Origin of the sequence: Microbacterium yannicii PS01 (assembly GCF_000304335.1) — a bacterium.
In the GTDB taxonomy this organism is placed as follows: Bacteria; Actinomycetota; Actinomycetes; order Actinomycetales; family Microbacteriaceae; genus Microbacterium; species Microbacterium yannicii_A.
In genome coordinates this window covers 35,912-56,876 of sequence record NZ_CAJF01000006.1, presented here as the reverse complement: position 1 = coordinate 56,876, position 20,965 = coordinate 35,912, and the positions used below count along the sequence as shown (strand labels likewise).

Annotated in this window: 23 protein-coding genes; 8 read left to right on the top strand and 15 right to left on the bottom strand. The window is 69.8% G+C overall.

Annotated features, from left to right (window positions below):
- Positions 1-63 precede the first annotated feature (63 nt).
- On the top strand, positions 64-807 hold the full coding sequence (locus WYM_RS19260) for an alpha/beta fold hydrolase (RefSeq protein ID WP_019179699.1): 744 nt from the start codon (positions 64-66) through the stop codon (positions 805-807).
- Here WYM_RS19260 and WYM_RS04815 read toward each other — a convergent pair.
- The 9 genes from WYM_RS04815 to WYM_RS04775 all read right to left on the bottom strand — a co-directional run bounded on the left by WYM_RS04815 (position 738) and on the right by WYM_RS04775 (position 9,916).
- Positions 738-1,775: a Gfo/Idh/MocA family protein gene (locus WYM_RS04815; protein WP_026059556.1), complete on the bottom strand. Its 1,038-nt coding sequence runs from the start codon at positions 1,773-1,775 to the stop codon at positions 738-740. The two genes, WYM_RS19260 and WYM_RS04815, sit on opposite strands and share 70 nt — an antisense overlap.
- Positions 1,772-2,788 carry a Gfo/Idh/MocA family protein gene (locus WYM_RS04810; RefSeq protein ID WP_019179697.1) on the bottom strand — a complete coding sequence of 339 codons (1,017 nt, stop codon included), beginning with the start codon at positions 2,786-2,788 and terminating at the stop codon, positions 1,772-1,774. The genes WYM_RS04815 and WYM_RS04810 overlap by 4 nt, the downstream gene beginning before the upstream one ends.
- A 177-nt stretch (positions 2,789-2,965) precedes the next feature.
- Positions 2,966-3,730: an ABC transporter permease gene (locus WYM_RS04805; protein WP_019179696.1), complete on the bottom strand. Its 765-nt coding sequence runs from the start codon at positions 3,728-3,730 to the stop codon at positions 2,966-2,968.
- The gene (locus WYM_RS04800; protein WP_019179695.1) at positions 3,727-4,551 is read right to left on the bottom strand and encodes an ABC transporter ATP-binding protein; all 825 of its coding nucleotides are present in this window, start codon (positions 4,549-4,551) and stop codon (positions 3,727-3,729) included. Before WYM_RS04800 ends, WYM_RS04805 begins: the two co-directional genes overlap by 4 nt.
- On the bottom strand, positions 4,548-4,916 hold the full coding sequence (locus WYM_RS04795; RefSeq protein ID WP_019179694.1) for a DUF1048 domain-containing protein: 369 nt from the start codon (positions 4,914-4,916) through the stop codon (positions 4,548-4,550). The genes WYM_RS04800 and WYM_RS04795 overlap by 4 nt, the downstream gene beginning before the upstream one ends.
- Position 4,917: 1 nt before the next feature.
- Positions 4,918-5,289, bottom strand: coding sequence for a PadR family transcriptional regulator (locus WYM_RS04790; RefSeq protein WP_040569077.1), 372 nt, complete (start codon positions 5,287-5,289; stop codon positions 4,918-4,920).
- Positions 5,290-5,447: 158 nt separating this feature from the next.
- Complete coding sequence (locus tag WYM_RS04785) at positions 5,448-7,094, bottom strand: MFS transporter (protein WP_026059554.1); 1,647 nt, start codon at positions 7,092-7,094, stop codon at positions 5,448-5,450.
- Entirely contained in the window at positions 7,091-8,110 is a 1,020-nt protein-coding gene (gene glsA / locus WYM_RS04780; protein ID WP_019179691.1) for a glutaminase A, read from the bottom strand. Before glsA ends, WYM_RS04785 begins: the two co-directional genes overlap by 4 nt.
- A gap of 39 nt (positions 8,111-8,149) precedes the next feature.
- Positions 8,150-9,916, bottom strand: a complete 1,767-nt coding sequence (locus WYM_RS04775; protein WP_026059553.1) for a glycoside hydrolase family 35 protein — start codon at positions 9,914-9,916, stop codon at positions 8,150-8,152.
- Positions 9,917-10,064: 148 nt separating this feature from the next.
- On the opposite strand from WYM_RS04775, the gene WYM_RS04770 reads away from it, so the two are divergent.
- Together WYM_RS04770 and WYM_RS04765 are read left to right on the top strand one after the other, a co-directional pair.
- Complete coding sequence (locus WYM_RS04770) at positions 10,065-10,511, top strand: DUF6098 family protein (protein WP_237739309.1); 447 nt, start codon at positions 10,065-10,067, stop codon at positions 10,509-10,511.
- A gap of 204 nt (positions 10,512-10,715) precedes the next feature.
- Positions 10,716-12,167: a M20/M25/M40 family metallo-hydrolase gene (locus WYM_RS04765; protein ID WP_019179688.1), complete on the top strand. Its 1,452-nt coding sequence runs from the start codon at positions 10,716-10,718 to the stop codon at positions 12,165-12,167.
- 192 nt (positions 12,168-12,359) lie between these two features.
- Here the strand turns inward: WYM_RS04765 and WYM_RS04760 are convergent, their stop codons facing one another.
- Genes WYM_RS04760 through WYM_RS04750 form a run of 3 tightly spaced genes read right to left on the bottom strand, consistent with a single transcriptional unit; the run spans position 12,360 to position 13,779 of the window.
- On the bottom strand, positions 12,360-13,043 hold the full coding sequence (locus tag WYM_RS04760; protein ID WP_019179687.1) for a PhzF family phenazine biosynthesis protein: 684 nt from the start codon (positions 13,041-13,043) through the stop codon (positions 12,360-12,362).
- Between the two features lie 13 nt (positions 13,044-13,056).
- On the bottom strand, positions 13,057-13,386 hold the full coding sequence (locus tag WYM_RS04755) for a hypothetical protein (protein ID WP_019179686.1): 330 nt from the start codon (positions 13,384-13,386) through the stop codon (positions 13,057-13,059).
- A 48-nt stretch (positions 13,387-13,434) separates the two neighbouring features.
- Positions 13,435-13,779, bottom strand: a complete 345-nt coding sequence (locus WYM_RS04750; protein WP_019179685.1) for a hypothetical protein — start codon at positions 13,777-13,779, stop codon at positions 13,435-13,437.
- Between the two features lie 164 nt (positions 13,780-13,943).
- Here WYM_RS04750 and WYM_RS04745 point away from each other — a divergent pair, with 164 nt between their 5' ends.
- Positions 13,944-14,216, top strand: coding sequence for a hypothetical protein (locus tag WYM_RS04745; protein WP_019179684.1), 273 nt, complete (start codon positions 13,944-13,946; stop codon positions 14,214-14,216).
- Positions 14,217-14,268: 52 nt separating this feature from the next.
- Here WYM_RS04745 and WYM_RS04740 read toward each other — a convergent pair whose 3' ends face one another.
- Complete coding sequence (locus WYM_RS04740) at positions 14,269-14,685, bottom strand: NUDIX hydrolase (protein ID WP_019179683.1); 417 nt, start codon at positions 14,683-14,685, stop codon at positions 14,269-14,271.
- 41 nt (positions 14,686-14,726) lie between these two features.
- On the opposite strand from WYM_RS04740, the gene WYM_RS04735 reads away from it, so the two are divergent.
- From WYM_RS04735 to WYM_RS20995, 4 genes are all read left to right on the top strand, one after another.
- Positions 14,727-16,232 carry an SDR family oxidoreductase gene (locus WYM_RS04735; protein ID WP_019179682.1) on the top strand — a complete coding sequence of 502 codons (1,506 nt, stop codon included), beginning with the start codon at positions 14,727-14,729 and terminating at the stop codon, positions 16,230-16,232.
- Entirely contained in the window at positions 16,226-16,513 is a 288-nt protein-coding gene (locus tag WYM_RS19255) for a hypothetical protein (RefSeq protein ID WP_019179681.1), read from the top strand. The genes WYM_RS04735 and WYM_RS19255 overlap by 7 nt, the downstream gene beginning before the upstream one ends.
- 4 nt (positions 16,514-16,517) lie before the next feature.
- Positions 16,518-17,726: an MFS transporter gene (locus WYM_RS04725; protein ID WP_019179680.1), complete on the top strand. Its 1,209-nt coding sequence runs from the start codon at positions 16,518-16,520 to the stop codon at positions 17,724-17,726.
- A gap of 206 nt (positions 17,727-17,932) precedes the next feature.
- Positions 17,933-18,886, top strand: coding sequence for a helix-turn-helix domain-containing protein (locus WYM_RS20995; protein ID WP_019179679.1), 954 nt, complete (start codon positions 17,933-17,935; stop codon positions 18,884-18,886).
- 112 nt (positions 18,887-18,998) lie between these two features.
- Here the strand turns inward: WYM_RS20995 and WYM_RS04715 are convergent, their stop codons facing one another.
- Both WYM_RS04715 and WYM_RS04710 read right to left on the bottom strand, forming a co-directional pair.
- A complete protein-coding gene (locus WYM_RS04715) occupies positions 18,999-20,126 on the bottom strand; it encodes a Gfo/Idh/MocA family protein (RefSeq protein WP_019179678.1) in 1,128 nt (375 codons plus the stop codon).
- Entirely contained in the window at positions 20,126-20,944 is an 819-nt protein-coding gene (locus tag WYM_RS04710) for a sugar phosphate isomerase/epimerase family protein (RefSeq protein ID WP_019179677.1), read from the bottom strand. Before WYM_RS04710 ends, WYM_RS04715 begins: the two co-directional genes overlap by 1 nt.
- Between the last annotated feature and the right edge of the window lie 21 nt (positions 20,945-20,965).

Sequence of the window (20,965 nt, the reverse complement as noted above, 5' to 3'; positions counted from 1 at the left end):
CCCCTCGGCGCCTTCGGCTGAGAAGAGGCACGATGGCATGTTGCCTCGTGAAGGAGATGCTGGGTGGACGTCATCCTTGTTCCCGGACTCTGGCTGGACGCGTCGTCGTGGGACGGCGTCGCCACCCGCCTTCGCGCCGCAGGACACGACGCTCACGCGCTGACGCTGCGCGGCCTCGACTCCCGCACTGCGGACCGCCAGGGATCGATGCTCGCCGATCACGTCGCCGAGATCACCGCCGCCATCGACCGCTGCCGCGGCCCCGTCGTGCTCGTCGGTCACGCGGAGTCATGCGGACTCGTGCACGCGGCCGTCAACCGGCGCCCCGACCGCGTGGCGCGCGCCATCCACGTCGGCGGCCTTCCCAGCGCAGACGGGGCGTACGTGCTCAGCGGCTTCACCCTCGACGCCCGCGGCACGACGACCATGACCGCCGGATACCGTGCCGTCGACGCGACGCTCGCGGCGCTGCACAAGCGCACGCAGAGCAATGCGTCGCACGTTCTCGACCAGGTCCAGAAACTCACCGACCCCCGCCGCCTGGCCGTGCCGGTGACCCTCGTCGCGACCGAGTTCACGGCCGACGACATCCGCCGGTGGATGGCGGCCGGCATCGATCCCGCGCGCGAGCTGCCGCACCTGGCCAAGCTGACGATCGTCGATCTGCCCGCCGGACGGTGGCCGCAGATCGAGTGCCCCGACGAGCTCTCGCGGATCCTGCTGGAGGCGATCCCCGCTCAGACGGGTGCCGACACGCCTTCGACGGGACGCACGCCCGCGATCGAGCCGGTGGTCGCCGACTCATAGGCGGCCAGGATCACGCCGAGCACATCGATGCCCTCGACGTGGGTCTGGATCGGCCGGCGGCCCTCGCGCACGCACCCGGCGAAGTGGGCGACCTCGGCCGCGAACTCGTGCACCGGCTCGAAGGTCGTCGTGACCGGCTCCTCGCCGCGCACGCGGACGTGGAGGGTGGTGCCGTCCGAGCTCAGCGACCCCTTCTCGCCGACGAGAGAGAACTTCTCGGTGCCCACCGCCGGCTCGTACGCCCAGCTCGTGGTCACATGGCCGACGACGCCATTGTCATACCGCACCAGCACCTGAGCCGAGTCCTCGCCCTCCATGAACTCCAGACGATGACGCGAGAGCATCGCGCCCACCTCGACCGGAGTGCCTCCGGCGAGGTGCTGAAGGAGATAGAGCGGGTGATAGCCGGTGTCGATCAGCTCGCCGCCGCCCGACGTCGCCGCCCGGGCCCGCCAGCCCATGCTCTCGACCGTGAAGTCGTTGAAGAAGCTGTCGGTGGTGCGCACCTCGTAGACGCGTCCGAGCGCGCCGCTCTCGATGAGCTCCTTGGCCGCCGCGACCGCCGGCTGGAACAGCTGGTTGTGCGCGCACATCACGGTCACGCCGGTGCGCTCGACGGCGGCGGCGATCTCGGCGGCCTCGGCGAGCGTAAGGCACAGCGGCTTCTCGCACAGCACGTGCAGCCCGGCGTCGGCCGCCGCGATGACCGCATCGGCGTGCAGGTGATGCGGCAGGCAGATGTCGACCGCGTCGAGGCCGCCCGCAGCGATCATCTCGCGATAGTCGGCATAGATGCGGACGCCGTCGTCGTCGCCGCGACGCTTCTCGGCGCTCTCGCGCACCGGGTCGGCGATCGCCGCGAACTCGACGGTGTCGGAATTGCGGCGGTAGCCCGCGACGTGCGCCCCCGCGATTCCTCCCGCGCCGATGAGCCCGATCCGCACTCTGCGTGTGCCGGCACCTGTCATGACCGTTCTTCCTCCTCGATGTGCACTGTCCCGCCGGTGGCGGCGGCGGTGTTGGCGGCGACGACGAACCGGGTGAGGTCGATCGCCGTCCGCAGGTTGTCGTCGATCTCGGCCGCGAGGTCCGCGCCGCCGACGGCGTCGGCCCACAGCTCGAACGGACTCCGCCCGCGTTCGTCGAGAGGCACCGCCGCCCATCCGTCGCCGAAGCGGCCGCCCTTGGCGATGAGGTCCTCTCGCCCGAACCCGAAGAGCAGCGAGGCCTGCGTTCCGCGCAGCTCGAAGGCGAAGGCACCCGGCGTCGTCACGAAGCTCGCCTCGGCCACGCCCAGCGCTCCGCCGGGGTAGCGCGCGATCACCACGGCGTTGTCTTCGACCGCCTTGTCCGTCACGTGGCCGTACGCCGCGGTCACGACCGCGGGCCCCGACCCGAGGAACCGGCGCACGAGGTAGGCCGGGTGGCATCCGAGATCCGAGAAGGCGCCCCCGATCGCAGCGACGGGGTCGGCGAACCGGTCCGGCAGCCAACCGCCGAGCCACCCGTCGTGGGCGATGCGCACGCGTGCGTACGTCACAGCGCCGAGAGCACCGGAATCGACCAGACGGGATGCCGTCACCAGCGCCGGCTCCGACAGCCGGGGAAGCGACACCACGAGGGCGACCCCGCGCTCGCGAGCCGCCGCGGCCAGCGCCTCGCACTCCGCCACGGTCGGCGCGAGGAGCTTCTCGGTGAAGACGTGCGTGCCGGCACGGATCGCGCGCGCGATCACATCGGTGTGGTCGGCGGTCGCCGTGGTCACGACGATTCCCGCCACGTCGGGTCGGGTGAGAAGCTCGTCGAGGGATTCCGCCCGCGCGATCCCGAGGCGGTCCGCGCCCTCGCGACCGAGGTCCGGATCCGCATCCCATCCCGCGACCACTCTGGTCCTCGGGTGCTCCGCGGCGTCACGGGCGTAATCGTCGGCATGGACGTGCCAGAACCCGGCGATCCCCACGCCGATGACGTCGTCTGTCACGCTGGGCACTCCTTTGTGTCAGGGCGGTGTCGCGGTGGGCCGTTCGACGTGTGGCAACGTTACCAGAATGTGTGGCAACGTTACCAGGACCCGCCCCGCCGACGCGGCACGCACGGAAGCCCCGCGGTTCCTGTCACCAGGGAACGCGGGGCTTTCGAACGTGTCGCGGACGTCACGTCAGCTGATCTTCTTGCGGTAGATGGCCATCGCCGCGAAGTACGCGACGATCAGGATGCCGACGCACCAGGCGAGGGCGACCCAGATCTCGTTTCCGACCGGCTGGCCTGCGAACAGCGCGCGAATCGTGTCGACGATCGAGGTGACGGGCTGGTTCTCGGCGAACCAGGCGACCGGAGCCGGCATGGTGTCGGTCGGGACGAACGCCGAGCTGATGAACGGCAGGAAGATGAGCGGGTACGAGAACGCGCTCGCTCCGTCGACCGTTTTCGCCGAGAGTCCGGCGATCACGGCGATCCAGGTCAGCGCCAGGGTGAACAGGATCAGGATGCCGGCGACGGCAAGCCACTCGAGCACGTTCGCGCCGGTGCGGAACCCCATGAGGAGCGCCACCCCCACGACGATCACGAGCGAGATCATGTTCGCGACGAGCGAGGTAAGCACGTGTGCCCACAGCACGGACGAGCGTGCGATCGGCATGGACTGGAAGCGCTCGAAGATCCCGCCCTGCATGTCGAGGAACAGCCGGTACGCGGTGTACGCGATGCCCGACGCGATCGTGATCAGCAGGATGCCCGGGAGCATGTAGTCGATGTACGACATCGAGCCGGTGTCGATCGCGCCGCCGAGCACGTAGACGAACAGCAGCATCAGCGCGACCGGGGTCACAGCGGTGGTGATGATCGTGTCGGGGCTGCGGAGGATGTGCGTCAGCGAGCGCTTGGTCAGGACGGCGGTATCGCCGGCGAAGTGGGTGGTGCTCATGATCGCTCCTTACGTGTCGTGTCGGTCTCTGCGGCCGGGGCGGCGACGGTGGCTCCGGCGCCGGTCGTTCGGTTGCCGACGACCGCGAAGAAGATCTCCTCGAGGCTCGGCTGCTTCTCGACGTACTCGACCTTGGCCGGCGGCAGCAACTGCTTCAGCTCGGCCAAGGTGCCGTTGACGATGATCCGGCCCTCGTGGAGGATCGCGATCCGGTCGGCGAGCTGCTCGGCCTCATCGAGGTACTGCGTCGTCAGCAGCACTGTGGTGCCGCCACGGGCGAGCTCCTGAACCGCGCCCCACACCTCGAGGCGCGCCTCGGGGTCGAGACCGGTCGTCGGCTCGTCGAGGATGATGAGCGGCGGGTTGCCGATCAGGCTCATCGCGATGTCGAGCCGGCGTCGCATGCCGCCCGAGTAGGTGCCCGCCCTGCGCCCGCCCGCATCGGTGAGCGCGAAGCGTGCGAGCAGATCGTCCGCGATGCCGCCGGGGTTCTCGAGGTGGCGCAGCTTCGCCACCAGCACGAGGTTCTCGCGCCCGGTGAGCACCTCGTCCACGGCGGCGAACTGCCCGGTGAGGCTGATGGACTCGCGGACCTCGCCCGGCTGGGCGGCGACGTCGAAACCGTTCGCGACCGCGGTTCCGGCATCCGCCTTCAAGAGCGTGGCCAGAATGCGGATCACGGTGGTCTTTCCGGCTCCGTTGGAGCCGAGCAGGGCGAAGATGCTGCCCGTGGCCACGTCGAAGTCGACGCCGCGCAGGACGTGGAGGTCTTTGTACGACTTCTCCAGGCCTCTGACCCGGATGGCTGCGTCGGTGCTCATTTCTGCTCTCCCTTCTCGGCGTCGGCGACGGCCTTGTTCAGCCGCGCCCGCTCCTTGTCGATCCACTGCTTCGCGTCGTACGCGGCGGCGAACGTCTCCGCGAACTCGACGGGGTCCTCTCCGACGATGTCGCGGACGGGCGTCTCATCGGCGGCCGCCCGCTCCCACAGGTCGGCGAAGTCGCCGAACATCGTCATCATGGTGTCGCCGTCGGTGATGGCGCCGGCGTACATGAGATAGCGCTCGGTCGCCTTGGCGACGCTGCCGTACGGCTCGGGCAGCGCGGCGATCCGTGCCTTGTACTGCTTGTACTGCTTCTTCTGCTCGAGGGACCCGGTGAGGGTTTCGATCCATTTGGCGGCCATGTCAGTTCTTCCCTTGCTCGGTGTGGTCGTCTTCTTCACTGCTGTCTGTGTGCTCGACGCGCAGGTGCTCGATCCGCTCTGCGAGGAAGGTCCAGGTGCCCCAGAACTCCTCGAGCTGCGCCCGTCCCTGCGGGTTGAGCGAGAACACCTTGCGCGGTGGCCCCTTCTCTGAGGGGACCTTCTCGACGTCGACGAGTCCGCGCTGCTCGATGCGCACGAGGAGCGCGTAGACGGTGCCCTCGACGATGTCTGAGAAGCCCTCGTCTCGCAGTCGCGCCGTGATCTCGTAGCCGTACGCGGGGCGCCCGGCCAGGATCGCGAGCACCATGCCCTCGAGAGTGCCCTTCAGCATCTCCGTCATCTGATTGCCCATGTTCTCCACCTCCTTCGATCTACTCTGTGTTGCTGAGTACCACTAGACAGTACCACTGAGTACCGGTAGTTAGCAACACTGAATAGCGAACTTCTTTGCGGGCAGCCGGAGAGGGACGGATGCCGCGGCCCGCGGCATCCGCCCCATCGTGGTGTGTTCTAGTCGGCGTTCTCGCCCGTCGCCACCGATTCCGGGATCTCGCCGGGGCGGAAGTCGGGAAGCCGGCTCGCGGGAACGATGGCGAGCGCGCTGACGCCGGCGAGGATCAGCAGGCCCAGCTTGAGTGCACTCAGGCGCGCCTGCTCGTTCAGGGCGACGGCGGCGTCGACCTGCGCGGGCGTCGCGTCGGTCTGCGACAGCACCTCGTCGAGGCGATCGTTGCTCACGAAGGTCACGCGGTCGAGGTCGACCTGCGAGACCAGCTCGGGCGAGAGCTCGGGGTGCTCGGCCAGCGACGACACGACGTTCACGCTCAGGATCCCGACCAGCAGCGCACCGGCGACCGCGGTGCCGACCGCCGAGGCGAGGTTCTGCGTGGTGCCCCGCACCGATCCCACGTCGCCTGCCAACTCCTTCGGGGAGGCGGTGACGAGCACGTTGAACACGAGCGTCACGAGTGCGCCCTGCCCCACGCCGAACACGAAGAGCCCCAGAATCGTCGGGAGCGTCTCCCAGTTGTTGGTGACCACGAACGCGAGCCACACCAGCGCCACCGTGGTCAGACCGAACGAGAACATGCCGATCGTGCGCGGCGAGAACCGCCGGTAGAAGCGCACCACCAGCATCGCGGTGAAGAACACCGTGAGGTTGAAGGGCAGCATCGCCAGCGACGTGTCGAACGGCGTGCGTCCTTGCACGATCTGGATGTACAGCGGGATCGTGAAGTTCAGGGCCGCCTCCATCGCGACCACGATGAACATCGCGTACACGGCCGCGCGCTCGCGGCTGGACCCGAAGACCGAGAGGCTGACCAGCGGCACCTTGCCGGCCCTCATCCGTCTGCGGGTCCACACGAAGAACAGCTGCACCAGCACCACGCCGATCACGATCAGCACCGGTGCCGGCGACAGCCCGAGGATGTCGAACGGCGCGTCGGGACGGGCGAACAGGAGGCCCCAGCCGTTGAGGTTGTTGATGCCGAGCGTCAGCGACACGATTCCGAGGCCGATGAGGACGGCGGCGACGAAGTCGATCTTGATGCCGCGGTTGCCGGGAGCGCCCCGCAGCCGGAAGCTCAGCAGGAACACCGCGACCGCCAGCACCAGCACCACGACGAAGACCTGGCGCCATCCGACGAGGGTCGCCAGTGTGCCGCCGATGAGGAACGCGCTCACGCCGGCCAGTGCTCGCGCCGATCCCAGCGATCCGATCGCGGTCTCCTGCTGGGCACCGTGGTAGTTCTCGGCGATGAGCGCGACGAGGGACGGGACGATGATCGCCGCGGACGCGCCGGCGAGCGCCTGGGCGAAGATGACCCACTCGACGCCGGGTGCGAAGATCATCGTCAGCGCCGACGCGGCGAACAGCGCGACGACGATGCGGAACATGATCACCCAGCCGACGCGCTGGCCGATCTTCGCGCCGACCATCACCAGCGCGGCGACGACCAGGCCGTAGGTGACGATCGCCGTGCTGACGTCGGTCGGCGAGACGCCGAAGGTCTCGACCATCCCTCCCAGCGAGACCGGGAGCGCCGAGACGTTGTACGACATGAGGATCTGGGCGAGGAACAGCCCGATCATGGGCGCCCAGGACGCCCGATCGGTGGCGCTCCGGCTGGCCCGGGTGGCGGGTGTCGAGGTCATGCGAGATCTCCTCGGGAGTAGTGGGAGTCGGAGGCGAAGATGTTGAAGCCGAGCGCGCGCGAGAGGTAGGCGGTGGCGATCTGTCCCCGCACGCTGTTGCCGGCGCTGTCGAGCCGCGGCGCGTACGCGGCGATCCCGGCCTTCCCCGGGGCGACGGTCACCAGCCCGCCGGCGACTCCCGACTTGCCGGGCAGCCCGATCTCGAACAGCCACTCGCCCGAGCGCTCGTACAGTCCGCTCGCCGCCAGCACGGCGAGCGTGTCGCGGCAGACATCGGCCGACACGACCCGCTCCCCCGTGACCGGATTCACCCCGCCGTCGGCGAGCGTCGCGCCCATGACGGCGAGATCGCGCGCGTCGACCAGAAGCGAGCACTGACGCGTGTAGACGTCGACGGCCTCGGCCGGGTCGGACCGGATACGGCCGTAGCTCTCGAGCAGCTGCCCGATCGCGCGGTTGCGCTGATTGGTCAGGGTCTCGGAGCGGTAGACCTCCTCGTCGATCTCGAGCTCGCGTCCGGCGAAGCGGGAGAGGCCGGCACGGATCCCCTCCCACCGGGCCTCGGCCGAGTCGCCCGGCAGCAGCGCCGTCGTGGCGATCGCGCCGGCGTTGACCATGGGGTTGCCCGGGTGGCCGCCGTTGAGCTCGATCGCGACGACCGAGTTGAACGCGGCGCCGGTGTTGTTGACTCCCACGACGTCGAAGACCTCTTCGTGACCGAGCGCGTCGCAGAGCAGCGCATAGACGAAGGCCTTCGAGATCGACTGGATCGAGAAGAGCGCGCCGGTGTCGCCCTCGGCGTGCACACCGCCGTCGACGTCGACGACGCACAGCCCGAACAGCTCGGGATCGGCCTCGGCGAGGACAGGGATGTAATCCGCCACCGCGCCCTGGGAGTGGCGGAGCGCCCGGGCGTGCGCAGCGGCGACCACCGCATCGATGTCTTGACCGGGCGGAACGGCGCCCGTCCGCGCGATCTGACCGACGTCCCCGACATCCAGCTCGCCCTGGCGCATGCGCTCAGGCTATTGCGGCAAGCGTTCGCTGGACAGGCCTCACTGCTCCAGGCCGCCGAGGACCGGATACGGGGCGAACCGCGCTGTCGCCTCGCCGAGCTGTTCGAGTTCGACGACGACGATGACGTTGCGTCCCTGCCGGGTCGCCGGCGCGGGCACGTACAGAGTGCGCTGCGGTCCGTTGGACCAGTACCTGCCGAGGAAGAGGCCGTTCACGAAGGCGTAGCCCTTGCCCCAGGCCTCCGTGTCGAGGAAGAGATCGTGCGGCGCGTCGAGGTCGAACTCACCGCGCAGCGCGACCGGTCCGACAAAGCGGGCGCGGCCGGCACCGTGCCCGGTCGACTCGGCGGCGGCGCGGGCGACCGAGGCGAGATCGATGGGCGTGGCACTCCAGCCGGTGACGGGCCTGCCGTCCAGTCGCGCGTTGCCGATGAGGCCCTTGCGCTCGCCGATCCGGTGGTCGTAGTTGACCCGGCCCTGCTCCTCGACGAGGAGTCGGAGGCGCGTGCCCTGCGGGATGGCTAGTGCACGCTGGTGCAGGGTGCGCGACATCGTCCCGACGGGCCGCCCATCCACGCTCACCCAGGCGTGGTCCCGAACCTCATCGACCTCGAAGAGCGCGGGCCCGCCGTGGCGGAACGCATCGTCAGGGAGCTCGGCTTCGTACACGACCAGCGCCCCGGTGTGGTCCAGCTCTTCGAAGGTGGGCGGCTCGACGTGCGCGGCGCTGTCGGCGGCGGAGCTCCACTGCTGGTCGCCGGTGCCGCTCAGCTCGACGGTGAAGACCGATGCCTCGACGGGTCCTGGGGGCACCTCGTCGGGGACTTCGGTGTACTTCGCGAGCACCTCGCGCAGCGCCCAGTACTTCTCGGTGGGGTGACCCGCCTCGTCCAGCGGCGCGTCGTAGTCGTACGACGTCACGATCGGCAGATAGCGGCCCTTGTCGTTGGCGCCGTTCGTGAGGCCGAAGTTGGTGCCGCCGTGGAACATGTAGACGTTCACGGAAGCACCGGCCGACAGCAGGTCGTCGAGCTCGCTCGCCGCCGCACTCGCGCTCGTGGTGTGGTGGTGGCCGCCCCACCAGTCGAACCAGCCGTCCCAGAACTCCGAGCACATCAGGGGTCCGGTGGCCTGGTGCTCGCGCAGCGTCGCGAGGCGCTCGGCCGCGCGGGAGCCGAACGACCCGGTCGCGTGCAGCCCCGGCAGGGTGCCGTTCGCGAGATGGTCGTGCACCGGCTGGTCGACGGTGGTGAGCGGCACCGTGATGCCCGCCGCGCGGGTCGCATCGACCAGCTCGCGCAGGTAGTCACGGTCGGCGCCGTAGGCGCCGTACTCGTTCTCGATCTGCACGAGGATGACGTTCCCGCCCTGGTCGATCTGCCGCGGCGCGACGATCGCGTAGACACGGCGCAGGTACTGCGTCACCTCGGCCAGATACCGAGGATCGGAAGAGCGCAGCCGGATGCCGGGAATGCTGGTCAGCCAGACGGGCAGCCCGCCGTTGTGCCATTCCGCGCAGATGTAGGGTCCCGGTCGCACGATCGCGTGCATGCCCTCCTCGGCGACGAGGTCGAGGAACCGTCCGAGATCGTTCCAGCCCGCGGCATCCCATTGTCCCTTCCTGGGCTCGTGGACGTTCCACGCCACGTACGTCTCGATGGCGTTCAGACCCATGAGCCGTGCCTTGCGGATGCGATCGGCCCACTGTTCCGGGTGCACCCGGAAGTAGTGGATCGCCCCCGAGAGGATGCGGTGGGACTGCCCGTCGAGGAGGAAGTCGGCGTCGCCGATGGAGAAGGATGCCACGGAGCGTGCTTTCTGAACGTCGGGGGCCGCCCGGGTGAGGACGTCGATGCCCGACTGCTCACGTAAGACACTAGTCAGCTCCTTCCACACCGAGCCGCCACGAGTCAAGGCTCTCGTCGGTGGTGATTCGCAGAGGCATCGTCGCCGCATGGAAGGGATGCCGCTGCTGCGCTCGGTCCGCCTGGATACGTCGGTGCGCACGCTCGAGGAGCTCGCCGGGCTCGTCTCGGAACTGGGCGTCGCCTATGTCCGGTACAGCGAGGGACCGGAGCGCGACGACCGCCCCAGCATCGACACCGAGAGCGGTCTGGAGCTTCCCGGCCTGTCCGTCAACCCCCTGCACGCCGAGCGGTGGTGGGACCGGCCGTTCGAGGACTGGCTGGCACGCCAGGTGTGCCAGTACAACGAGCTTCAGGCGAAGAATCCCGCCCGATTCCCCTGGGTGCTGCGCGGCGAGGAGGTCGGCCGTGGGCCGGACTGCGAGCCGCTGCTGCGCGACGTCGTGCCCGTGGCGCGCATCGACGACGCGCTCCTGCGCGAGGCGACGCAGCGCTACCAGGAGCGGTTCGACGCGGGGAAGGGCCCCGAGGACTGACGGGTACGGGCGGCGATCCGTGCGGGCGTGCTCTCTGGGAGGCGCCGTTAGCAACTCGGTCGAAGATCGTCGCCGTACTGAACGGTGCCGCCGCTAGCGCGCGGCCTCCACTCGCGTCAATCCCTTCCCGTCACCGCGCGGCGATGCCCGATGGTGGGCCCGAGGAAGAATCGCGATGGCGCTTCCCGCGTCAGGAGGAGACAGATGAGCGTCGGTGCCGCCCGAGGCGCCCAGGACAGGGCGTCGATGTCACCGGTCGCCGGCGGCCCCTCCGTCAGCGGGTTCCTCGCGGCCTCCACTGCGCAGATCGTGCACGCCCTCGATGAGTGGATCCGGATCCCCTCGGTCGCGGCCGACCCCGAACGCACCGCCGACATGCTGCGCTCGGCCCGGTGGCTCCGCCGTCGCCTCCGCGACGCCGGCCTGTCGAGCAGGCTTCTTCGATCGGGCGAGAGCGCAGCGGTCTACGCCGAATGGCTCGTCGACCCGGACCTGCCCACTGTGCTCGTCTACAGCCATCACGACGTTCGTCACGCCAAGGCCGAAGAATGGCACGTCACCTCGCCCTTCGCTCCCACCGTCCGCGACAACCGGCTGTTCGGGCGGGGCGCCTCCGACGCCAAAGGGCAGGTCATGGCCCATCTGTGGGGACTGCGCGCCCACCTTGCGGCGACCGGACGCAACCAGCCCGCCGTCAACCTCAAGCTCCTCGTCGAAGGCGAAGAGGAGATCGGATCGCCGCATCTCGCCGAGCTTCTCGACAGGCATCGAACCGAGCTCAGCTGCGACATCATCGTGTTCTCCGACACCGTGCAGTGGCAGCGTGAAGCCCCGGCCGTGGTGACCTCGATGCGCGGCGTGATCACGGGATCCCTCTCGATCACCGGGGCGGCGCGCGATCTGCACAGCGGCGCTGTATCCGGCGCTGCGGTGAACGCCACTCATGTGCTCGCCGAGGTGGTGGGCGGACTGCACGACGCGGAGGGCCGCGTCACGCTGCCGGGCTTCTACGACGATGTCGCCCCGCTCACTCCGGAGCGTCGGGAGGAGCTGGCCGAACTGCCGTACGACGACGACAGCTGGACGGCGCGCACCGAGACCCGCGGCGTCACCGGCGAGGCCGGGTACACCGTGCCCGAGCGGCTGTGGGAGCGCCCGTCGATCGAGGTGCTGTCGCTGCTCGCCGGCGACCCGGAAGGCATCGCGCGAGCCGTCATTCCGGCGACCGCACAGGCCGGCCTGAGTATCCGCACCGTCCCGAACCAGAAGATCGCCACCGTTGCCGAACAGCTCCGCGAATACGTGCGGCAGCGGACACCCGAGACCGTCACGTATTCGCTCGAGGTGGACGAGGAGCTCTCCCAGCCTCCCTACGTCACCCGCCGCGGCGTGGCGCTGGACTGCCTGGAGCGGGCGATCGCCGCCGGATTCGAGCGTCCCACCGGCCTTCGGATGGGCAACGCGGGTGGAGGGCCGGCCGACCTTCTTGCCAGGACCCTCGACGCGGATGTGCTGTTCCTCGGGACGGGCCTTCCCGAGGATCACTGGCACGCCGGCGATGAGAGCATCGACATCGACATGCTGCTCCGGGGCGCGGCATCCATCGCCCATCTGTGGAGCGAGCTGGGTGCGATGCGGCCTGCGGATCTACGATGAGTCCAGCCGCGCAGCGGACTCGAGGCGTCGGCAGCTCCGGCTCGACCTGACGCCTGGGCGCCGCGAGAGCGGTCGTGACCCCCGGCCCCCTGGCCGGACTCCCCAGTGCCCGCACTCCGGGGGTCACCGAAGCATTTCGGAACCGTGCCGGAATCGGATTGGCAAGCGCGATCGGTTCGTCGAGAACGACCGTCAGGAGCGCACTTCGATGGTGCGTTCCTCTGCGACGCGACCTCCGACCTCGACCAGCCCATCGAGCACGAGCGAATGGGTGTGGAGGACCGAGCCTCGTCCCTGGACGATCTCGAGGTCGCGCCCGAGTTTCGAGGTGAGCCGGACGGCGGCCGCGCCCGTCGCCTCGTCTTCGCGGATGCCGAGGTCGGGCGCGAACATGCGGGCCCTCACCTGCCGCGACGACTCGTCCCGCCAGGCCCAGACGTAGTGCAGGCCGTCGCCGTACGCGTCGGGATCGACGGCGTCGACGTCACCAGGGGTGTCGAGCTGATCCAGTTCGAACGCAGGAGCCCATCGGGGCGAGGCCGTCACGAAGACGAGCTCCTCATCGAACCGCACCTGCACCTTCCCGGCCGGCACATCGATGGCTCTCACGTCGTCCCCGCTGCTGCGGAGCCATGCCGCGAGCCCGACGGTGGGGTGGCCGGCGAACGGCAGCTCCTGCGCCGGAGTGAAGATGCGCGCCGTCGCGATCCCGTCTGCGAAGCCGTCGATGAAGATGGTCTCGCTGAAGCCGAGGTCGGCGGCGATCCGCTGCTCGTTCTTCCGCGTCCACGACGAGGCCCAGACGATCCCGAGCGGGTTGCCGTACTGGCCCTCGTCGTCGACGAAGACGCTGACCACGTTCACCAGGAGACTCACGACAGTCCCCCTCTCACGCCGCGGACGTCGGCTCCGGCACGAGTCGCAGGCCGCTGCTGCTGTTGGCGGCTCGTGCCAGCGCATCCAGCCAGTGCCGGTTCAAGTCGTGGGCGCGGGGCTTGTCGAAGCTGAAGTACAGCGACGAGCTCTTCGAGATCCACACCGTCCCGTACACACCCGGGGAGGCACGCGTGACATCGCCATCGACATCCGGCTCGTTCTCCCAGCTGAAGCTGAAGCTCTCATCGCGACGGAGCTTCGTGACGATGACGAAGCGGAGGTGCTCCAGCGCCCAGTCGTCGATCGCGATGGCGGGGGCGACGCCGTAAATCAAATGGCCCATCTCGACCTCGATCTCCTCATGAGCCCTCGGTAACGGCGAGCTCGGGCTTCACGCGCCGCGCAGATCGATGTCGTCGTCGTAGAACATGCCGCCGTCGTCCTCAGCCTGGACGCCGGGTGGCCGGCTCAGTCGCTCGATCCGCTCCTGAAGATACCGAACGGCTTCCTCATTGTCAGGCGGGACGACGGTCGAGTTGGTCGATTCGACCATCATCACGCTCGTCGCATTGAGCAGGAAGGCCGCGTCGACGGTGTTGCCGTCGACGCCGATCGCTCGAACGGTGACCGTGTCGGCGTGGCCCCCCTCGGCGAGAAGCCTCGCGTACTCCAGGATCGCGTCCGCGACCTCATCGCCCATCAGAAGGGACTTCTCGGCGTACATCACGTGCTTCATCCCCACACCGTACGCGCTGACGATTCGAGTCCGTACGGGCCTTGACATCTGCGTACGCCACAGGCAAACGGGCACCGGGAAAGTCAAGCCCCATTCCGACCCTTGCGTCGTCGTGCGATGCTCGCTGCGCACAACGGCGCGGCGAGAGCGAAGGAGCGCCAACCATGACCACACAGTTCACCGCGATGCGCGTCACCGAGACGGACTGGATCATCGAAGACACCCGGTTCCCGATCGACGACTCCCGCCATGTCGTCGCGTACGTCGAGGCGACCGAGCACCTCTTCCGGGTCACCTGGGTGCTCCCCCTGCCGCTGCCCACCGAGTACCTCCGCGTCGAAGACGTGCTCGACGATCTCGCGCGCCGCCAGGAGGCCGCCGCAACCGGCGGCTCGACCCGGCCCGTGCCGATCCCTCATCACCCTCCCGCGCACTGACACGGCGGCACGACGCCTGGACCCGGCGGACGCGGACGACGGGCGCCGGGCGTCAGGCCGGCAGAAAGTTCTCGCTGGCGAGCGGCGCGATCTCGCAGGTCGCCGCATCCGCTCGCCGCACCCACCGCAGCTCGGCGATCTCGGCCCCCACGCGCGGACGCTGCTCGCCGAGGTCGGCGGCGAACACGTCCGCCACCACCACGAACCCCGGCTCGTTCGCCGCCGCGGCCGTGAACTCGCCGAGCGGGCGCAGCTCGTGCGGCGGGATCCGGATGCCGAGTTCCTCTGCCAGCTCGCGGCTGAGGGTCTCGCTCGCCGACTCGCCCGGCTCCGGCTTGCCGCCCGGCTGCATGAACGCCGTGGTGCCGTTCTTGCGCACCAGCAGGAGTCGCCCCTCACCGTCGAGGATGACGGCGGCCGAGACGTGGATGCGGCGCGGGTCGGGATGGTCGGCACTCGCGGAGGTCACTGTCGCAAGGTAACAGGGGCGCACGGTAACAGGCTCCGCCCATGCGCGCCGACGTAGAATCGCGTGTGCTTCCCGAGACGCCTGCCTCCTCCGACCTCCCGCCGAGCGGCATCGACCCGGCGGACCTCGAGGTCACCCTCCGGGTGCTCGGCGGAATGGCCGGGCTCGACGAGACCCACCCCGACTTCGTCGCGGTGCGGCAGGCGACGGCGAAGATGTTCAAGGCCGTCAAGAAGGTGCGCCGCCGCGAGATCCGCGAGGCGATCGCGCAGGCCGACAAGGCCGTCGTCGCCGCCACGGCGACCGGGGCGCCCGACCGCATCGACGACGAGACGCGCGGCATCCCGATCAGCACCGCCACGACGGCGCCGACGGCGGGCACGCTGCTCAAGGCACGCGCCTGCTACATCTGCAAGCAGCCGTACACGGTGGTCGATGCCTTCTACCACCAGCTCTGCCCCTCGTGCGCGGCGATGAGTCACGCCAAGCGCGACGCCCGTACCGACCTCACCGGCAAGCGCGCGCTGCTCACCGGCGGCCGCGCGAAGATCGGCATGTACATCGCGCTGCGCCTGCTGCGCGATGGCGCGCACACGACCATCACGACCCGCTTCCCGCGCGATGCGGTGCGGCGGTTCAGCAGCCTTCCGGACGCCCCCGAGTGGATCGACCGGCTCAAGATCGTGGGCATCGACCTGCGCGACCCCGCCCAGGTCATCGGTCTCGCCGACGACGTCGCGGCGGCCGGCACCCTCGACATCCTGATCAACAACGCCACCCAGACGGTGCGGCGCTCGCCGGGCGCGTACCAGCCGCTCGTCGACGCCGAGCTCGCGCCGCTTCCCGACGGGCCCCTTCCGGAGCTCGTGACCTTCGGCCACACCAACGACCAGCACCCCCAGGCGCTGGAGCGGTCGGTCAGCGCGCATCCGATCCTCGCCGCGGCGGCCGCGCGCGCGGATGAGCTCACCGAGCAGGCGATGGCCGCGGGCTCCAGTTCGCTCGAGCGCCTCGCCGCCGGGACCGCGATCGACGCGGGCGGGCTCGTGCCCGACCTCCACGACGTCAACTCCTGGACGCAGCGCGTCGACGAGGTCGACCCGCTCGAGATGCTCGAGGTGCAGCTCGCGAACACGACGGCGCCCTTCCTGCTGGTCTCGAAGCTCCGCCCGGCGATGGCCGCGAGCGGGGCCCGGCGCACCTACGTCGTCAACGTCAGCGCCATGGAGGGCGTCTTCCACCGCGGATACAAGGGGCCGGGGCATCCGCACACGAACATGGCGAAGGCAGCCGTCAACATGCTCACCCGCACGAGCGCGCGGGAGATGTTCGAGACCGACCGGATCCTCATGACCAGCGTCGACACCGGGTGGATCACCGACGAGCGCCCGCACCCCACCAAGGTGCGCCTCGCCGAGGAGGGCTTCCACGCGCCCCTCGACCTCGTCGACGGCGCTGCGCGCGTCTACGACCCGATCGTGCGCGGCGAGGCCGGCGAAGACCTGTTCGGCGTGTTCCTCAAGGACTACGCTCCCGGCGCGTGGTGAGACTGCCGCCGCCCGGCCGCCGTGTCGTGGTGCGTTACCTGCTGCCGTCGGGGCAGGCGACCGACGCGCTGGGCCAACTGCTGAGCGCGGATGCCGCGACCGTCGTCGTCGACGGCAAGCGCGGCGTCGAGCGCATCCCCGTGTCCGACATCATCGCGGCGAAAGAGGTGCCGCCTCCGCCGGCTCCCCGCCCGCGGCGCTCGAGGACCGGCCTTCCAGACGAACGGTCGGATGCCGCGGACGACAGGTCGGGCGCAGAACCGGGGCCGGAGCGAGGCTGAAGTCATGTCAACGACCGCTTCGCTCCCCGTCGTATCGCCGGCATCCGCTCAGAAGATGCGCTACGGCGGCCTCATCGCCATGATGCTGATGAGCTTCGTGCTCGTCACCGCGGAGTTCCTCCCCAACGGGGTGCTCACCGACATGGCCGCGGGGCTCGGCGTCAGCCCCGGGCAGGCCGGTCAGACCGTCACGGTCACGGCGCTCGTCGGGCTGATCGTCGCACCGACGGTCGGACTGGTCTTCCCGCGGCTCGACCGCCGTTCGCTGCTCGCGTGGATGGCTCTCGCGGCGGCGGTGTCGAACCTCATCGTCGCGATCGCGCCGAACCTCGTCATCATCCTGGCGGCCCGCTTCTTCCTCGGCGCTGCGATCAGCGCGTTCTGGGCGATGTCGATCACGGTCGCCGCGCGCATCGCCGGACCGGAGCGGCTCGGCCGTGCGGTGATGTTCGCCTCCGCCGGAGCATCGCTGGCCACGGTCGCCGGCGTTCCGATCGGAGTCATGCTGAGCACCGTGATGGACTGGCGCGTGGTGTTCGCGCTCACCGGCGTGGTCACCGGGCTGCTCGCGATCGCGATGCGCGTGCTGCTGCCCTCGGTGCCGCCGGCCGCCGCCTCGAGCTTCGCCGTCCTCATCGACACGGCCCGTCGTCCCGGCATCACGCTCGGTCTCGTCGGCCACGTGCTGGTGGTGCTCGGCCACTTCCTGGCTTACACCTACATCCGCCTCGCGCTGGATCGCATGCAGATCGGGCCCGACAGCGCCCCGATCGACGCGGGGACCGTCGTTCTGCTCCTGGCGCTGTTCGGCGCGGGAGGCCTGATCGGCAACATCGTGATCGGCATGGTGGTGGACCGCTCTTTCGCCTTCTTCGCGGTGCTCACACCGATCGTGATCGCGGTGGCGGTGCTCGCGATGCTGCTGTTCTCGAACTCCGTGGCCGCCGTCGCGATCGTCGCGTTCGTGTGGGGGTTCTTCTTCGCCTCATGGCTGATCGTCGTGAACACGTGGATCGGCCACCGGATGCCCGACCGCCTCGAAGCCGGCGGCAGCCTCGTGGTCGTCGGCTTCCAGGGTGCGATCGCGATCGCCGCCGCCCTCGGGGGCGTGATCGTCGACAACGTCGGAGTCGAGCTCGTCTACGTCATCGGCGCGGTGATGCTGCTGATCGGGGCCGGGCTCTTCGGGGCGTCCAACCGCGCGCGGGCCTGAGTCCTCGGCCCGTTCTCGGGCCTGCCCGCGGGGTCCCTTCGGGCCGCCACACCTTCACAGCCTTCGCAGGATGGCACGGATCTCGCACGTTTCCGGGCGATCCCTGCGAAATCGGCGACAGTCTCCGAAGTCTGTGAGCCCGCTCCGCGCAGCCGCCTCGGGCTTCGCACGGAATAGCCGCCTCCGGCCTCGCGTTGCGTCACCGCATGGCCGTCGTCGACTCGGAAGCTCTTACCCAAGTGCTCGGCTCCATCGACGTCCGCGTCGGGAAGGCCCGCCGGATCGAGTTGTTGCCGGGAAGCGTCCTGCCGGTCTCATCGGCGACGGTGACGCTCGTCTATGTCGTCGACGGCAGCGTTCGCGGTCACCCCCCGCTCGGCACCGGATGCCGGATCCAGGTGGACCGCGCGTCACAGCAGGTCTCAGTCACCGCGGAAGGCGATGTCACCGCGGAAGGCGATGTCACCGCGGAGGGCGATCGTTCGCGCCTCGTCGCCGGTGACGCCCTGATCACCCTCGGCACCGGCGACTTCCTGTTCGAGCCGGAGGAGTCCGCGACGCTCGTCGTCTTCGAGTTCGACCTGTCCGATAGCGCGCGCGACTTCGGCGCCCTCGTGCCCGATGTCGTCATCGTGACGGATTTCGCCGGCCTTGAGCCGGCTGCAGCGGCTCTCGCCGCCAACATGGGGGTGGCCGAGCCCGCCACCTGCGCGCTGCGCTCGGGCGATCCCGTCATCTGCCGCATGATGGCGACCACCGTGCTGCTCTCGGTCGTGCGGGCATGGGCCGAGAACGGGTGCGCGCCCGACGGTTGGCCCTTCCGCTCGAAGGATCCGTTCCTCGAGCGGGTCGTGGAGGCGATCCACGACGAGCCGGGCCGCGAGTGGACCGTCGAGCTGCTCGCCTCGGTCGGGGCGATGTCGCGATCGGTGTTCGCCGAGCGCTTCCGCGCCGCGCTCGGGAGCACCCCCGCCACCTACGTCGCCGAGGTGCGGATGAACGCGGCGAAGCGGATGCTGGAGGACGGGCTGCCGGTCTCGAGCGTCGCCCGCGAGCTGGGCTACGTCTCGGACGAGGGATTCAGCCGGGCGTTCCGGCGCCACAGCGGCATGACCCCGTCGGCGTGGCGGATGACCCGGCTCGCACCCGCACCGGCATAGCCCGTCACACTCAGCCACGCCCTCCGGTACGACGAAGGGGAGATTCCCGCGCGCGTTGGCGTTTGGCGGGGAATCTCCCCTTCGGCGAGGCGGGTCCGCGCCGGGTCAGCTGTCAGAGAGTCGCCGCGAGCGGGTCGAAGTCGGCCGGCAGGGTGCCGACCTCGTCGACCGTGCTCTCGACGGTGACGAAGCTGCGGCTCGCCGCGGCTTCCTCGATCGAGAGGAGGGTGTCGAGCACGTGGTACCCGAACTGCCCGGTCGCGACGTGCGGGCGATCCTCGCGGATCGAGCGGGCCATGTCGAGCAGGCCGAGTCCGCGGCCGGCGAGCACGCCCTCCTGCGGCACCTGGATGACGTCCTGTTCGCGCACCGACGCGTCGCTGAGGGGCCGGGTGATCGTGATGTCGCCGCCGAAGGTGTTCGGGTCGGGGATCACGAGGGTGCCCTCGGTGCCGTTGATCTCGACGATGCCGTGGCGCAGGAGCGGAGAGTCGGTGCTGTACAGGCTCTGCGCGTGTCCGCCCTGCTCGAACTCCATCAGCACCGACAGCGTCGACGGGATCTCGACCGGGAACTCCTGACCGGCGAGCTCTCCGGACTTCACGGTGCGGGTCGGAACGCCCTGCAGGCCGAGAGCCGCGACCGATCCCACCGCGCCGAACACGTGCACGAGCGTCGACACGTAGTACGGACCCATGTCGAGCAGCGGCCCGCCGCCCTTCGCGTAGAGGAAGGCGGGATTCGGGTGCCAGAGCTCGGGTCCCTGCCACTGGAACGTCGTGGTCCCGAACAGCGGCCGGCCGATGTCGCCGCGGGCGATCGCGCGCTTGGCGGTCTGCACTCCCGGGCCGAGCACGGTGTCGGGCGCGACGCCGACGCGCAGGCCCGCGGCATCCGCCTTCGAGAGCAGTCGCTGCGACTCTTCGCGGTCGATGCCGATCGGCTTCTCGGTCCACACGTGCTTGCCGGCGGCGATGATCGCCTCCGAGACCTCGACGTGCACGGCCGGAATCGTGAGGTTCACGACGATGTCGATGTCGGGATCGCCGAGCACCAGGTCGACGCCGCCGCCGCGCGGGACGCCGTACTTCGCGGCTTGCGCACGCGCCCGGTCTTCGAGCACGTCGCCCACCGCCAGCACCCGCACGTCGGGGAAGCTCGTGAGGTGCGTGAGGTACTGGTCGCTGATGTTGCCCGCGCCGATGATGCCGACGCCGACGGGCGCGTTCGCCGCGGCCATCAGGAGACGACCTCTGCCGCAGCGTCCTCGTCCAGGAACAGGCGGCTCTGCTCGATCGCGTCGTAGAGGTCGCCGGGGAAGTGATCGAACTCGATGATGGCCACCTCGAGGGCGGATGCCGCCTCCAGCGCCTCGCGGAGCGGGACGACGCCCTGCCCGGCCGGCACCTGATCGGCCGGCGGGTAGGCGGCGATGGCCTCGGGGTCGAGGGTGCCGTCCTTGACATGGACGGCGATGACGCGGTCGCCGAGCGTGCGGAGCAGCTCCGGCGAGTACACGCCGGCCCGGGCGACCCAGTACAGGTCGACCTCGAGCACGACACGGGGGTCGAGCAGGTCGGCGAGCACCTCGAGACCGGTCTTGCCGTCGAAGGTCGCCTCGAGCTCGTGAGCGTGGTTGTGGTAGCCGACACGGATGCCGCGGCTCGCGCCGATCTCAGCGGCGGCGTTGAGCAGGCGCGCGGTCTCTTCGATCTGCTCGCGCGTCTGCCAGCGAGCGGGCTCGGTGTAGGGGTCGATGACGGTGGTCATCCCCAGCTTCTCGGCGGCGTCGAACACGACCTCGGGCGCCGGGACGGGAACGGTGGTGCCGCTGCCGTCGGGATTCACGAACGACGTCGACGCGAGGAACGCGTGCCCGGTCGGCGCCGCCAGACCGTGCGCGGCGAGCGCGGCGGCCAGGGCATCGGCGCGACGCACGAAGTCGTACGGCTCGACGGCGGTGAAGCCGCGGGAGGCGACTTCGGCGAGCGTGCCGTCGAGATCGGCCTCGAGGGCGGTGTTGACGGTGAAGAGCTGGATGGATGTCTGGACCGGCACGGGCCGCACTCCTTCGGTAGT

What these genes read in the sequence shown, in the direction of transcription:
- WYM_RS04785 (WP_026059554.1), bottom strand. Translation starts at nt 7,094, where the DNA reads ATGACCTCGACACCCGCCACCCGGGCCAGCCGGAGCGCCACCGATCGG.
- glsA (WP_019179691.1), bottom strand. Translation starts at nt 8,110, where the DNA reads ATGCGCCAGGGCGAGCTGGATGTCGGGGACGTCGGTCAGATCGCGCGG.
- WYM_RS20995 (WP_019179679.1), top strand. Translation starts at nt 17,933, where the DNA reads ATGGCCGTCGTCGACTCGGAAGCTCTTACCCAAGTGCTCGGCTCCATC.
- WYM_RS04755 (WP_019179686.1), bottom strand. Translation starts at nt 13,386, where the DNA reads ATGGGCCATTTGATTTACGGCGTCGCCCCCGCCATCGCGATCGACGAC.
- WYM_RS04715 (WP_019179678.1), bottom strand. Translation starts at nt 20,126, where the DNA reads ATGGCCGCGGCGAACGCGCCCGTCGGCGTCGGCATCATCGGCGCGGGC.
- WYM_RS04805 (WP_019179696.1), bottom strand. Translation starts at nt 3,730, where the DNA reads ATGAGCACCACCCACTTCGCCGGCGATACCGCCGTCCTGACCAAGCGC.
- WYM_RS04750 (WP_019179685.1), bottom strand. Translation starts at nt 13,779, where the DNA reads ATGAAGCACGTGATGTACGCCGAGAAGTCCCTTCTGATGGGCGATGAG.
- WYM_RS04765 (WP_019179688.1), top strand. Translation starts at nt 10,716, where the DNA reads ATGAGCGTCGGTGCCGCCCGAGGCGCCCAGGACAGGGCGTCGATGTCA.
- WYM_RS04770 (WP_237739309.1), top strand. Translation starts at nt 10,065, where the DNA reads ATGGAAGGGATGCCGCTGCTGCGCTCGGTCCGCCTGGATACGTCGGTG.
- WYM_RS04800 (WP_019179695.1), bottom strand. Translation starts at nt 4,551, where the DNA reads ATGAGCACCGACGCAGCCATCCGGGTCAGAGGCCTGGAGAAGTCGTAC.
- WYM_RS04725 (WP_019179680.1), top strand. Translation starts at nt 16,518, where the DNA reads ATGTCAACGACCGCTTCGCTCCCCGTCGTATCGCCGGCATCCGCTCAG.
- WYM_RS04790 (WP_040569077.1), bottom strand. Translation starts at nt 5,289, where the DNA reads ATGGGCAATCAGATGACGGAGATGCTGAAGGGCACTCTCGAGGGCATG.
- WYM_RS04735 (WP_019179682.1), top strand. Translation starts at nt 14,727, where the DNA reads ATGCGCGCCGACGTAGAATCGCGTGTGCTTCCCGAGACGCCTGCCTCC.
- WYM_RS04795 (WP_019179694.1), bottom strand. Translation starts at nt 4,916, where the DNA reads ATGGCCGCCAAATGGATCGAAACCCTCACCGGGTCCCTCGAGCAGAAG.
- WYM_RS04745 (WP_019179684.1), top strand. Translation starts at nt 13,944, where the DNA reads ATGACCACACAGTTCACCGCGATGCGCGTCACCGAGACGGACTGGATC.
- WYM_RS04815 (WP_026059556.1), bottom strand. Translation starts at nt 1,775, where the DNA reads ATGACAGGTGCCGGCACACGCAGAGTGCGGATCGGGCTCATCGGCGCG.